Below are 14,289 nucleotides of genomic sequence, written 5' to 3'. Positions count from 1 at the left end.
TAACAAAATTATTCTTTTTCGACTTTAAATAAGCAGTATTTGGCAAGAATTTTGAATGACACTATAAAACACAACTATGACTAAAAAATACAAAAAACTAATTCTAAGCATTCTACTAGATCTTATTGGTATTATTCCAATACCTTTTATAGATGTTCTTTGGGCTCCATTATCTAGTTATTTAATATCCAAAATGTACAAAGGAAAACAGGGAAAAGTTGCTGCTATAATCAGTTTTATTGAAGAAGCCATCCCTTTTTTAGATATCATACCAACATTTACAATAATGTGGTTTTACAGCCATGTCATTAAAAAGGAAGAAGTAGAAGAAATTATAATGTTTTAATCTTCTTTTTTGAATAAAAAACCTAACCCCAATCTACTTAAAAACTTTTTCTCGAAAGCCCAAAAGAATTTAAACTGACCAAAAAACCAACCTACAATAGGCAATGTTGCTTGATAAATAGGAAAAATTAACATAATTCTTAAAGGCCAAAATACCCAAGGGTTTGTTGTGTCTTGAGACAGTCCTATAAAACTAGTAATAGGTTTAGCTACCCAAGTAGCAAAAGAACCGTTTATAGAAAACACCAAAATAATTGCTACAATAGACCAATTATTTTTTACTCCCCAACGTTGTTTTAATTTTTCCATATTTCGACAAAACTACAATTAGGAAACCAATTAAGGAAATTTAGTTGATATTAATTTTCTTAGTAAAACTCCCGTTTGAATTTTTTACTCTAACGATGTAAATTCCCTTATTAAAACTAGCTGTATTAACTTTTACTTCAGGCTGTTTTAATAAATTTATTTTAGTAGTAACATTTTGCCCTAACAAATTATAGATCTGTACTTTCTCTATTACTTCTTTTGATGAAATTATGAGTTCTTTTTCTTTACTCTTAATTGTAAAATTATTGATTTTATTAAGCTATAAACCAAGAACAGTTTGATTAAAAGTAATAAAAAAACGATCATCATAAACACCAGAATCTAGATTTACTGTTGCATTAGTAACAGTTATATCAACGTAGTTTTCAGTGACACTATCATATAAATAGACTTCAGAATCGATATCTGTCATGTCATCTATCTTAAAAGTAACATCTCTATTTAAATCGGTTTGAACTTTAAGAGGTATTACTAAAGATTTATTAAAATCTTCTATCCCCGTAATAGCATAAGGAAAATCTTTTTCTTCAATTTTTAAAGACAAATCTGTGGATTTATAATCCCACATTTCTGCTTCATAACCATCTTCATACTCATTTGTTAATCCTCTAAAACCAACAGATACTTGTCTATGATACGTTTGGTCGGTTAACAAAAACTCATAACCTATTCTTAAAATAGGAAAAGCCGATTTCTTTGTAATTAAACTACTTTTATGAAATACTTCTGTTGCAGCACCAGAAACATCAAAAACTCTTTGTGCGTTATTAAAATTTACAGAACCTCCAGAAGCAGATGCTTCTACAAAGAAACCTTGACCTATATCTATATTCTGACTTGGAGTCTTCGTTCCTGTTCCTCCAATGCCAGATTCCGGAGTTCCTATACCGGAAGTTCTTGTTGCGTAACCTCCTAAATATTCTCCTCTTACATGAGAAGTATCATCACCAGAATCATAAAAATATAATGACCCAACAATAACTCCTGCATTATCAGCTATAAAGGTATCTGCATTTATAGGAGAAGCATAAGGATTACCTAAAACACTCCATGTACCAGAACCATAAGCAGCTATTTCACTTGTGTAATCTCCATCATTAGGTCTCCCTACAAAAGTATAATTTTGCCCAGTTGTATTTCCTGTACTTTTTTTAGTAAAACCTTCTGAAGGGTTTAATAACGTTGTAGATTCATTTATTTGCCTTGTCCAATCATTACTATTTACAAGTTTAGCCAACCACCTTCTACTTAATCTTATAGGAGAAGTACTATTATCTCCATTATAATTATCTGTAAAAGAAATATCTAAAGGTGTACCCGTTGCTGCTAACGGAATTGTACCGTCTTTTAAAACACCTTTTATATTGTATGTTTCTCCATTTGTTGTTACTGGAGAAGACCAATAACTTGTTTGATAAACGTTAGATAAATTTCCTTTTACATCTTTATAAAGGTTTCCTGAACCTGATGCATTTTTAACACCTGTATGTGTTTGCTTTAATTGAGAAGTCCCCAATAAACGGATATCTCCTATTAATTCTAAAGAGTTAGAAACGTTTAACTCTAAACCTGTTGTTACTGATAAAGTATTTCCAGATTCTACATTTAAACAAAAACAATCTACATCTTCATTTAAAGTTACATCAGATTGAATGCGAATTCCTTTTGTTACATCTGCTACTGTTGGTTGTCCACTAACTCCACTTCCACCAGACCAACTTCCATTATAAATAATATCATCATAACAATTTATAAAGTTTATACCTACAAAGTCTGAAAAAGCTACCGCATTAGTAACCATTATTGCCGTGGATGATGTAAAGGCTGCATCTGTAAAATTAAAAACTAAATCTGCTACATCATCTGTATCTAAATGAGATTTTGCTACTCCTGTAAAAGAGAGTGTTGCTACTGTATCTGCGTCAGACAACGTAAAAACAGGTGTTAGTCCTTCTGGTAAATTAGTGATTGTAAACTCGGTATTTTCATCAAGTAAATCATCTCCATCAATATCTGCAAAAGTATCTCCGCTTATAGTTACAACTAATGGATTAGAAGTACTTATTGTTCCGGTATTTGTTGCTGCTACTTCGGGTAAAAAACCTTTTTTTAAATTATACTCATTAACATTATCATTACGGAAACCAACTACATACATTTTAGAACCTGAATTATTAAAAGTAATCCCTGTTGGCCTTACTTCAGTATCATTAACCGAATATTCATTTGTTAAAATTGGTGTCCTGCTAATTAAATCGAATGGAGTAATTAATGTATACTCTAAAACTTTTGTAAATTCATTACCTGTAATAAAAAACTTTGTACCATCATTATTAAAAGCTAAACCTGTTGGTGAATCATCATCTGTATTAACAGAAAAACTACCTATAGAACCAGATGCAATACCAGATAAATCGAAATTAGTAGAAAGGGAATATACAATTATTCTATCGGTATTGTTTCCTAAAAGAAATAACAAACTTCCATCATTATTAAAAGTAAAACTAGATGGATTTGAATCTTCTGAATTTATATTATAACTACCTAAATGATTAACACTAGAAGATAAATCAAATGGAGTAGAAACAGAATACTCTTCTATGTCATCAGATTGTGATCCAGTAATATAAAACCGATCTCCAATATTATTAAATTGTATACCTCTAATAAATGTTTCTCGACTACTAATGGATAAAGCATCTTCGAAAGTTATTGTTGAAATGTCATACGGAGTAGATAAAGAAAATTGTGATACCGAATTTAAAATATCTCCTGCAACATACATTTTAGTACCATCTGCATTAAACAATACATCATGTGTTGTTTTTTCTATTGTTTCTATTTTATAGCTATCTAAATATGTTACGGTAGATGTAAAATCGAAATTAGTAGATAATGTATATTCATCTACGTCTATTCCATCTGTTCCAAGAACGTAAAATTTAGAACCTATATCATTAAAAATAACTTCTTGGGGTTCTTTTTCATGCGTTTGAATGGAAAAATTAGAAGAGTAACTAGCTAGTGATAAATTAAATTCACTCCCTGACGGAAAAGTGTAAGTATTTATATCATCACCGGTCGTCCCAATAACATATAGTTCACTTCCATCATTATTAAAAGCAAGTCCTCTTGGATTGCCTTCTTGACTAGAAACATCTAAATCTACAACACCCGTTGAACTTGCTGTAGAAACATCATAAACAGTAGTTAGATTAAATGCGTAAACTTTATCGGTATCTCTCTCTAATACATATAGTTTAGAACCGTCATTATTAAAAGTAATACCATGAGGCCTTGTTGCTGAAGACCCATCATAAGAAAATATAGCTGCAGAAATATCAAAAGTATCATTAATTATGGCAGAAGAAACATCCCAATTTATAGGTAAATCAAATTCTGTAATATTAATATTACTTTCTCCTGTAATGTACATTTTAGAGCCAGATGTATTAAAAGTTACATCTTCTGGATTATTATCTACACTAGATTCTATAAAATAGTTTTTATCTAAATGAGACATTGTAGATAAATCGTAAGGTGTGGTTAAGTTAAATTGACTAATAAAATTTGCACTAGAACCAACCACATAAAATTTTGTTCCTCCATCTCCAAATGCCATCCCATTAGGAGTTGTTTCATAAGAAATAATACCATTTGTAGCTCCTACAAAATCGACTTCTGTAATATCAAAATAATTAGGGCCGCTATATTTTAAACTTTGGGCCATTACTGTCATTTGCAGAAGTGCAAAAACAAAAAATAAAGGAGTTGTAAATTTCATAGTTGAACTAAATCTATTAAGGATTTGAAGAGCTTAACAATAAATCTACAAAAAAAATGTTAATTTTTTAGATAATCAAACTATTTTTTCTTCCTTAGCATCAACCATAAACCTATTAAAACTAGAGGTATACTTAAAACTTGCCCCGTATTTAAAGAGTTTAAAATCCAATCTTCTCTTCCATCTACTTGTGCCTCTTTTAAGAATTCTATAAAGAATCTTAAAGACCAAAGTACTATCATAAAAAGACCAAAAAGGTATCCTGTTTGTTCTTTTTTGTCTGTTTTCCAGAATAAATGCCACATCACAAAAAACAATGCTAAGTAACTAAATGCTTCATACAATTGTGTAGGGTGTCTTGGTACTGTTTCTCCTGCTGCTTTAAAAATTACTCCAAAACTAGAACCTGTTGCTTTTCCATAAATTTCTGAATTGAAAAAATTACCTAAACGGATAAAAAAACCAGCCAAGGCAACCATTATAGCCAATCTATCTAAGATAAATAACCAAGGTTTTTGTAAGTGTTTTTTTGCATAAAAGAACATAGCAATAGGAATACCAATTGCTGCTCCATGACTTGCAAAACCAGTAAAACCAGTAAATTTCCATCCTTTAATAATACCAAATAAAGAGTCGTTTGCACTTTCTTTTATCGGTAAAAATATTTCTAATAAATGATTCTGATAATAAGACCAACTATAGAAAAACACATCTCCTAAACGCATACCAACAAGCATAGAAACAAAGACATACATAAATAACACATCTAATTTCTCTTGCGGAATTTTATCTTCTACATAGATTTTTTTCATTAGTCGTAAACCTAATAAAAATGCGGCTACAAACATTAAACTGTACCAACGAACGGTAAAAAAACCTAAATCTATTCCTATAGAAGGATTCCATGTAATTGCTAAAAAGCTCATATTTTTCTTATTCTAAGTCTGGTCGAGCGCAGTCGAGACCTCATTATTAACTACAATTTATAAAAAACCTCTCGACTGCGCTCGAGGTAACAATTATTATTCTTTCTTTTCTGGAACAGGATCATAACCACTTCCTCCCCAAGGGTGACAACTAAAAATTCTTTTTAATGCTAACCATCCCCCAGAAAACAAACCATGTTTTTGCAAAGCCTCAATTGTGTAGTGTGAACACGTAGGACTGTATCTACAAGTTGCTGGTGTAAATGGTGAAATTGCGGTTTGATAAAAACGAACTAGCAATATAAATGGAAAAGACAGTATTTTTTTCAATGATTAAACTTTAAGAATTAAATGAATACATCCTGATTATGAGATTTCTCAATCGTTCTTATTTCGAAATGACAATCACACTCAAAAACTTGAAATTCATAATTCGTAATTACCTCTTAATTGATTAAAAAAGTGGTTCCTTCTTTACCATCTTTTAGTTGAATTCCTAATGCAATTAATTCATCTCTAATCTGATCTGACAAGGCCCAATCTTTATTTTCTCTTGCTTCTTTTCTTAATTTAATCAACAATTCTACTACGCCATTTATTTTTTCTGAATTGTCTTGAGAATTTTCATTCATCAACCCTAAAACATCAAAAACAAATGCGTTAATTGTTGTTTTAAATTCAGCTAAATCATCTGCCGTTAAACTTGCTTTATGTTCTTTAATTTGATTTACAACCTTTACAGCTTCAAATAATTGAGGAATTAACATTGGTGTATTAAAATCGTCATTCATTGCAGCATAACAATCCTTCTTCCATTTTTGCACATCAAACGTAGATGTTTTTCCTGCTTCTATCTTATCTAAGAAATTAACCGCTTCCATCAATTTAGAATGTCCTTTTTCTGATGCTTCTAATGCATCTCCAGAAAAGTCTAAAATACTTCTATAATTGGCTTGCATGTTAAAGAAACGAACTACACTTGCAGAAAATGGTTTTGGTAAAATCGTATTTTCTCCAGATAAAATTTCATTTGGTAAAATAAAATTCCCTGTAGATTTTGCCATTCTTTGTCCATTTAAAGAAAGCATATTTGTGTGCATCCAATAATTTACAGGAGTAACTCCACTACATGTTTTAGATTGTGCAATTTCACATTCGTGGTGCGGAAATTTTAAATCCATTCCACCACCGTGAATATCAAAACTTTCGCCTAAATATTTTGTACTCATTACAGAACATTCTAAATGCCACCCCGGAAAACCATCGCTCCAAGGAGAAGGCCAACGCATAATATGTTTTTCATCCGCTTTTTTCCAAAGGGCAAAATCTTGTGGGTTTTTCTTATCTGATTGCCCATCTAAAGTTCTTGAATTATGTAATAAATCCTCTACTTTTCTTCCGGATAGAATACCATAATTCTCTTTTTTATTGTACTCATGTACATCAAAATATACAGATCCATTTACCTCATAAGCAAAACCTTTTTCTATGATTTCTTTAATCATTTCTATCTGCTCAACAATATGTCCTGTTGCAGTTGGTTCTATGCTTGGTGGTAAAAAATTGTAATTTTTTAAAACGTCATGAAAGTCTACCGTGTACCTTTGTACAACTTCCATCGGCTCAATTTGTTCTAAACGTGCTTTTCTTGCAATTTTATCTTCGCCTTCATCTGCATCGTTTTCTAAATGACCTGCATCGGTAATATTACGTACATAACGCACTTTATACCCTAAATGCAATAAGTATCTATACACAACATCAAAAAACATAAAGGTTCTAACATTACCTAAATGTGCGTTGCTATAAACGGTTGGACCACAAACATACATACCTACGTATCCGTCTGTTATGGTTTTAAAATCCTCTTTAGATTTGGTTAAAGAGTTGTATACTTTTAGTTGATTTTCTTTGTACAGTTCCATTAAATAAGTGACTATTTACAGCCGATAAAGATAGACACTTTAAAGAGAATGACGAAATGGAATTTGTTAGAAGTTTGCTAAGATTTTAAAAATATAATTAAATTCTCTATCAAGAGAAATAGCTGTTACGTAAACACCTTATAAATAGAGTTAAATCTTAGTAATTATAGCCAAATATTATACTTTTTTAAGATTAATAACTAACATTAAAAAGTTTATAAATCTATCAGATTAGATTCTTCTTAGGAACATAACATGTAGTACTTTTGCCATACTTTTATAAAAGGGTGTCAAAAAAATTATATGATTAAGAAAAGTTTATTATCATTAGCATTAGGAACTTTTGCTATAGGAATGACAGAGTTTACAATGATGGGAATTCTACCTGATATTGCTAAAGACTTAAATATTGATATTCCGTCTGCAGGACATTTAATTTCTTTATACGCTTTAGGCGTTGTTATTGGTTCTCCTATTTTAGTCTTATTCACTGCTAAATATTCACCTAGAAAAGTATTAATTTTTCTAATGTTATTGTTTGCTGTTTTTAACGGATTATTTGCTGTTTCACCTATTTATTCTGTTTTATTAATATCAAGGTTTATGGCAGGTTTGCCACATGGTGCATTTTTTGGAGTTGGTTCTGTAGTTGCCGCAAAATTTGCAGATAAAGGTAAAAAAGCACAAGCAATTGCAATAATGGTTACTGGTATGACCATTGCAAACCTTATTGGTGTTCCTTTAGGTACTTATATAGGGCATCATTTTTCTTGGAGATACACCTATTTAATAATAAGTCTATTCGGTTTATTATCGATGCTTTCTATTTATTTATGGATTCCTAAAATGCAACCTTTATCACAAGTTAGTAAAAAAAGTCAATTGGGGTATTTTAAAACAAAAAAAGCTTGGGTTATTATTGGTATGGTTTCTATAGGAACTGGTGGGTTATTTGCTTGGTTAAGTTATATAGCACCTTTAATGACGGAAATTACCAAAGTTCATGAAGACGGAATTCCGTTTGTTATGGTTTTAGTTGGCTTGGGAATGATTATAGGAAACCTTTTAGGAGGAAAGTTAGCAGATAAAATTACCCCTCAAAAAACAGTTACGGTTTCTTTTATATTTATGATGCTCTGTTTAATTATCATCTATTTTACCGCCCACATTCCGTTTATGAGTTATGCAATGGCATTTATTACTGGCGTTGCTGCTTTTAGTTGTTCATCACCAATACAAATGCTTTTAATAGATTCTGCGGAAGGATCAGAAAGTATTGCTGCTGCAGGCGGTCAGTCTAGTTTTAATTTAGGAAATACTATGGGTGCTTTTTTTGGCGGATTACCAATTACGTATGGTTATGCCTACAATTCGCCACTACTTATTGGAGTTGGTATGGTAGCAATAGGTATTTGCTTTTCTTATTACTACTTGGTTTTACTAAAGAAATCTAACTAATCTCGCTCCAAATTTTAGAATTTTTAGACAATTCTACATATGCTTTTTTAATATTGATGTTTGCTGGTTGCGATAAATTAGAATCCTCTTGTAAAACACTAATTGCCGTATTTCTTGCGGCAACTAAAATTTTAGAATCCTTTACAACGTCAGCAATTTTAAGGTTTAAAACACCACTTTGTTGCGTACCCATTAAGTTACCTGGACCACGTAATTTTAAATCTACTTCAGCAATTTTGAAACCATCGGTAGTATCTACCATGGTTTTTAATCGTGTTTTCCCTTCTTCAGACAATTTATAACTAGAAAGTAAAATACAATAACTTTGGTCTCCTCCACGTCCTACTCTTCCTCTTAATTGATGTAATTGAGAAAGCCCAAATCGTTCTGAACTCTCAATAATCATAACACTTGCATTAGGCACATTTACTCCAACTTCTATTACGGTTGTAGCCACCATAATTTGTGTTTCTCCTTTTACAAAACGCTGCATCTCATGTTCTTTATCTGCAGGTTTCATTTTACCGTGTACAATACTTATTTGATATTTTGGCGTTGGAAAATCTCTTGAAATACTTTCATAACCATCCATTAAATCTTTATAATCCATGGCTTCAGACTCTTGAATTAAAGGATACACAACATATACTTGTCGTCCTTTTTCAATTTCATCTCTCATAAATTTAAAAACAGCCAAACGGTTGCTATCATATCTATGTACCGTTTTCACTTCTTTTCTTCCTGGAGGTAATTCATCTATCACAGAAATATCTAAATCTCCATATACAGACATAGCCAATGTTCTTGGTATTGGTGTTGCCGTCATTACTAAAATATGGGGCGGCAAAATATTTTTGGTCCACAATTTAGCTCTTTGTGCAACTCCAAATCTGTGTTGCTCATCAATAATTGCAATTCCTAGGTTTTTAAACTTTACTTTATCTTCTAACAAAGCGTGTGTTCCTATCAAAATATGTAAAGTTCCATCTTCTAAATTCGCATGAATTTCTCTTCGTTTTTTTACCCTAACAGATCCTGTTAATAAATCTACATTTATATCCATGTCTTTCAACATTTCTGAAATTGCGTGGTAATGTTGCGTTGCTAAAATTTCTGTTGGTGCCATAATGGTTGCCTGGTAACCATTATCTATTGCCATAAGCATGGTTAATAGGGCTGCAATGGTTTTTCCGGAACCAACATCTCCTTGTAAAAGGCGATTCATGTGAGCACCAGAAGCCACATCTTTTCGAATTTCTTTTAATACTCTTTTTTGAGCATTCGTTAGGTTGAATGGTAAATGGTCTTTATAAAATGTATTAAAATAATCGCTCACGTTTTCAAAAACAAAGCCTTTTATTTTTGTTTTGTTAATGAGTTTTTTTCGTAATAATTGTAATTGAATAAAAAATAATTCTTCAAATTTTAATCGATTTTGAGCCTTCGCTAAATTTTCTTGACTTTTAGGAAAATGTGCATTTAGCAAAGCATCTCGTTTAGACATCAATTTAAAATTGTCTATTATTTCTTGTGATAATGTTTCTGTAATTACTTCGAAAAACTGTTGTAATAAATGCTGAACATACGTTCTCATTAATTTATTAGAAACACCAGAGTTCACAAGTCTTTCTGTAGACGGGTACACAGGTTGCATTTTGGTTTGCAACTTTTTTTTGTATTCTACCACCAACTCTAACTCTGGGTGCGGAATACTAAAATTACCATTATAATGATTCAGCTTACCATAAACCACGTAAGGTTCATTAATTTTTAGCGCATCTTTAATCCATTTTTGTCCTTTAAACCAAACCAACTCCATGCTTCCAGTAGCATCCTGAAAGGTGGCCACCAATCTACTACCTCTTTTTTGAGCTACCGATTTTACGCGTGTAATTTTACCTACAATTTGAACCTCTGAAGAATTTGGCTGCAAGTCTTTTATTGCGTAAAAAGTAGTTTTATCGATATATCTATTGGGAAAAAAATTGAGTAAATCGTTACACGTTTTTATACCCAATTCTGTATACATAAGCGATGCTCTTTGTACACTAATTCCTTTAATATATGTTATTGGGTAGTTTAAATTCAATTTTAAAAAATATAAAAAACGAAAATACAGAAATCCATATTAATAATGGAGAAATTCATCATTTTTGAAGATAAGAATGGTCTTTTTTTTTTAATTAATAACCAAACTCTTCTAAAAAAAATAGTTCTATTAATTTTTATAATAAAAATTAATAGAACTATTTAAAAATAACTAATAAACCTCAACAATTTATTCTAATACAACTTTCTTTGAAAGTTTACCTTTATCTGTTTCTATATTAATAATGTAGATAGCATCAGATAATTTAGTTGTTTTTAATCTTTGTTGTTTCGCTTTTTGATCTAAGTTATTCCATTGACCAATTTTCTGTCCTAAAAGATTATATAATTTCACATTCTTTAGCTCTAAATCATGCTCATTTTTATCAGGAACTTATTCATGGACAAACAGATACGATGTTATTTCAAATATGACCAACAAAACATCATTTGTAAGAATAGATGAAACGACTAATACTAATAAAGATTATGACGCTGCTGAGTGGGGTGTATTTATAGATGATGCAATAGCTACTTATGATGTAGTAAATAGTGCAATATCTACAGCTATTATCCAAAGAAGACATCCGCAAGAATTATTAATATCAGAAATACTAAGCTCTAATACCGATGCAAACACATTACTTGGTTTACACAGAATTAAAGAAACTACTAGAAATTTAGATGGAACTTGGGATAATGGTTTTCCAGACAGATCTCGTTATGTTATAATAGATGAAGATTACAACCATACAACAGATATATTAAGTGCTAGAAAACTAAAAATAGACACTTCTAAAGAATTATTAGTCACAAATAATTTATTAGTAGTTACTAATAATATCGAATTAAACGGAAACATACGTTTATCTGGTACTTCTCAATTAGTACAAACACATACAAGTTTAAGTACAGTATCGGGTTCTGGTTTACTTTTTGTTGATCAAAAATCTGAAGTACCAAGTATATATCGTTACAACTATATGAGTTCTCCAGTAACTACTTTAGGGGAAAGTACCTATACTTTAGAAACTGTTCTTAGAAACGGAACAATAACTAATACTCCAAAAGAAATTACTTTTGTTTCTGGATATGATGGTGCAGTGAATGGTACTGATATTTCTTTAGCAGATTATTGGGTATATACATATGCTGCAGGCAGTAACGGTAGATCTAATTGGGAGCACAAATATAAAGACGGAGCTATAAATAAAGGAGATGGTTACATATTTAAAGGACCAGGACAAGAACAAAACTACACATTTGTAGGGACACCAAATGATGGTGAGTTTAATACTATTAATGAAATAAACGCAGGACAATCTTACTTAATTGGTAATCCTTTTCCTTCTGCAATGAATGCTAGAAAATTTATAGAAGATAACGAAGATTCAATAACAGGAACGCTATACTTTTGGCAACATGTAGGAGAAGATGAGGATGAAGGTACTGCAGGGCATAATTTTGCAGGTTACATTGGTGGTTATGCTACTCAAAACAAAACAATGGCTACTGCAGCAAATGCTACTAGCCAAAATGAACCTGTAAATTATACCTTAGAAGCAGAAGATGCCCTTGAAGGAGATGGATTTGAAATATCAATACCAATGATTGGTTTCTCTGTAATTTCTTTAAATAATGAAGACCATATTACGTTTCCTAATATTTCTAGAGGTGTAGACTCATTAAGAATAACTTATGCATCTTTTTATGATAAAACATTAAAAATTAAAATTAACAATACAGACAGAAGAGAAATTACATTTCCTAACACTGGCTTATTATATAAAGAAATTAAAATTGCTTTATGTATAGAAGCTGGTAGTAATGTTACATTGACTTCTAGTAGTGATGGCCATAGTATTTTTGTTGACAAAGTAGTTTTTAAAGATGAAGACGGACAAATCTCTTGCGCTCCGAATACAGGTGGTGAAGAATACACTGACAAATACAAAACTCCAGAACCATATATTGCTGTTGGACAAGGTTTTTTCATTGAAGGGAATACAACAAATGGAAAAGTTGTTTTTAACAATAGTCAAAGAGAATACATTACAAAAGAATCTGGTGAATCTGTTTTCTTTAAAAGTGAAAAGAAAACAACGGAAAAAACATCAAATTCTGGCTTACCAATCTTAAAATTAGGTATGAATTATTCTAATAACGAAGGAAATAATTTACATCGTCAAATAGGTATTTCTTTTGATAAAGCAAACTCTTTTGATTATGAAAAAGGATATGATTCTGAAATGAATAACATGAGTGCTACAGACTTCTATTGGAAATTCCCTAACAACAACAGTACCTATGTTATTGCTGGTGTACAACAAATCTCTAATGATTTAGAAGTTTCTTTAGAGATTGTTGTCAACCAAAATAGTATAATTACTATAAATGTTGATGAAATAAAAAACATCAATCAAGACATATATATAAAAGATAAATTAACAGGTAAAACACAAAAAATAAATGATGTTAGTGCTACATACCAATTAAAAAAAGGTACTTATACAGATAGATTTGTTTTAGCATTTACCACTGCACAAGACGCGGTTCTTAGTATTGAAGACGAATTATTGTCTACCTATACAAATGTATATGCCGACAATAAAAATAACCAAATTGTAATTTCTAAAAACAATGATGTAGAAATTAATAACATAGCGTTATTTAATATTCTTGGTAAAAAAGTAATTCTTTGGAATATTAAAGAACAAAAAAGTGATTACCAACTAGACATCTATAAACAATTACCAACAGGCGTCTACATTGTAAAAGTGAATACAGATAAAGGTAACATAAATAAAAAAGTACTTTTTGAGTAGTAGCACCAATTTATTACTTGCACTTTATACTTAAAGAGTAAATTAATTTCACCCTATTAAAATAATTTTAATAGGGTGTTTTTTTTTATAAAATATATCAAAATAATACTCTGCAATACTAATTTAATTTTATAAAAAGAAAAATAATTAAACCTCTATAAAACAATATTGTGAGTATGTTTTTTTTTATATATTTTAACAATTATTAGTAACTCTATTTATAAAAAAACAACTAATTTTGCATTTCAAATTTTTCTTTTATGTTATTACATTTAAAAGGAACGTACTTATTTAGGGAAATAACTCGTTCTATATTAAATGACAATTTCCTCTTACTGCTAAGATTTAAAATAGCAAAAGTATTTATCGTTAACAAGAAAATCTGCTTAACATGAAATAATTTAAAATTATTTTATAAGTTACAGTAACTTATAGTTAACAACAGAAAGCAACTACTCTTTTAAAAGTTTTTAAAAATTTTACAACGCACAATCAGTACTACTAAAGTATTGTTTTGCTATAAGGTTATTAACAACACATGTTCTATTCCAAAATTTAGAATAGAACAATTCTATTCTACAAAAAATAAAAATAACTTTCGTTTATCA

General features: G+C 30.4%; 10 protein-coding genes and 1 pseudogene. 3 read left to right on the top strand and 8 right to left on the bottom strand.

Annotated elements, in window-relative coordinates:
• Nucleotides 1-76: 76 nt before the first annotated feature.
• A complete protein-coding gene (locus tag WG945_RS00240; protein ID WP_068448550.1) occupies nucleotides 77-346 on the top strand; it encodes a hypothetical protein in 270 nt (89 codons plus the stop codon).
• Here the strand turns inward: WG945_RS00240 and WG945_RS00235 are convergent.
• The 6 genes from WG945_RS00235 to cysS form a co-directional block, all read right to left on the bottom strand.
• Complete coding sequence (locus tag WG945_RS00235; RefSeq protein WP_068448551.1) at nucleotides 343-654, bottom strand: DUF6787 family protein; 312 nt, start codon at nucleotides 652-654, stop codon at nucleotides 343-345. The two genes, WG945_RS00240 and WG945_RS00235, sit on opposite strands and share 4 nt — an antisense overlap.
• Before the next feature lie 40 nt (nucleotides 655-694).
• Nucleotides 695-883 carry a T9SS type A sorting domain-containing protein gene (locus tag WG945_RS17715; RefSeq protein WP_422894425.1) on the bottom strand — a complete coding sequence of 63 codons (189 nt, stop codon included), beginning with the start codon at nucleotides 881-883 and terminating at the stop codon, nucleotides 695-697.
• Nucleotides 884-934: 51 nt separating this feature from the next.
• Nucleotides 935-4,459, bottom strand: a complete 3,525-nt coding sequence (locus WG945_RS00230; protein WP_068448552.1) for a YncE family protein — start codon at nucleotides 4,457-4,459, stop codon at nucleotides 935-937.
• A gap of 80 nt (nucleotides 4,460-4,539) precedes the next feature.
• Entirely contained in the window at nucleotides 4,540-5,385 is an 846-nt protein-coding gene (gene lgt, locus WG945_RS00225) for a prolipoprotein diacylglyceryl transferase (RefSeq protein WP_068448553.1), read from the bottom strand.
• A gap of 96 nt (nucleotides 5,386-5,481) precedes the next feature.
• Complete coding sequence (gene yidD / locus WG945_RS00220) at nucleotides 5,482-5,715, bottom strand: membrane protein insertion efficiency factor YidD (RefSeq protein ID WP_068448554.1); 234 nt, start codon at nucleotides 5,713-5,715, stop codon at nucleotides 5,482-5,484.
• 116 nt (nucleotides 5,716-5,831) lie between these two features.
• Nucleotides 5,832-7,310, bottom strand: a complete 1,479-nt coding sequence (cysS, locus tag WG945_RS00215) for a cysteine--tRNA ligase (protein ID WP_068448555.1) — start codon at nucleotides 7,308-7,310, stop codon at nucleotides 5,832-5,834.
• 306 nt (nucleotides 7,311-7,616) lie between these two features.
• On the opposite strand from cysS, the gene WG945_RS00210 reads away from it, so the two are divergent.
• Nucleotides 7,617-8,768 carry an MFS transporter gene (locus WG945_RS00210; RefSeq protein WP_068448573.1) on the top strand — a complete coding sequence of 384 codons (1,152 nt, stop codon included), beginning with the start codon at nucleotides 7,617-7,619 and terminating at the stop codon, nucleotides 8,766-8,768.
• Here WG945_RS00210 and recG read toward each other — a convergent pair.
• Together recG and WG945_RS00200 are read right to left on the bottom strand one after the other, a co-directional pair.
• A complete protein-coding gene (recG, locus tag WG945_RS00205) occupies nucleotides 8,761-10,857 on the bottom strand; it encodes an ATP-dependent DNA helicase RecG (RefSeq protein ID WP_068448556.1) in 2,097 nt (698 codons plus the stop codon). The genes WG945_RS00210 and recG overlap by 8 nt on opposite strands.
• Nucleotides 10,858-11,046: 189 nt before the next feature.
• A pseudogene (locus tag WG945_RS00200) lies at nucleotides 11,047-11,217 on the bottom strand (T9SS type A sorting domain-containing protein); the annotation flags it as partial.
• 70 nt (nucleotides 11,218-11,287) lie between these two features.
• Here WG945_RS00200 and WG945_RS00195 point away from each other — a divergent pair.
• Complete coding sequence (locus tag WG945_RS00195) at nucleotides 11,288-13,681, top strand: T9SS type A sorting domain-containing protein (protein ID WP_068448557.1); 2,394 nt, start codon at nucleotides 11,288-11,290, stop codon at nucleotides 13,679-13,681.
• The last annotated feature ends 608 nt before the right edge of the window (nucleotides 13,682-14,289 follow it).

The organism is Polaribacter atrinae (genome assembly GCF_038023995.1).
GTDB classification, from domain to species: domain Bacteria; phylum Bacteroidota; class Bacteroidia; order Flavobacteriales; family Flavobacteriaceae; genus Polaribacter; species Polaribacter atrinae.
The sequence above is the reverse complement of the archived record's forward strand: the minus strand, read 5'-3'. Positions and strand labels throughout refer to the sequence as shown.

Coding starts and splice junctions, on each gene's coding strand:
- lgt (WP_068448553.1), bottom strand. CDS start 5,385: ATGAGCTTTTTAGCAATTACATGGAATCCTTCTATAGGAATAGATTTA.
- WG945_RS00240 (WP_068448550.1), top strand. CDS start 77: ATGACTAAAAAATACAAAAAACTAATTCTAAGCATTCTACTAGATCTT.
- WG945_RS00230 (WP_068448552.1), bottom strand. CDS start 4,459: ATGAAATTTACAACTCCTTTATTTTTTGTTTTTGCACTTCTGCAAATG.
- cysS (WP_068448555.1), bottom strand. CDS start 7,310: ATGGAACTGTACAAAGAAAATCAACTAAAAGTATACAACTCTTTAACC.
- WG945_RS00235 (WP_068448551.1), bottom strand. CDS start 654: ATGGAAAAATTAAAACAACGTTGGGGAGTAAAAAATAATTGGTCTATT.
- WG945_RS00195 (WP_068448557.1), top strand. CDS start 11,288: ATGACCAACAAAACATCATTTGTAAGAATAGATGAAACGACTAATACT.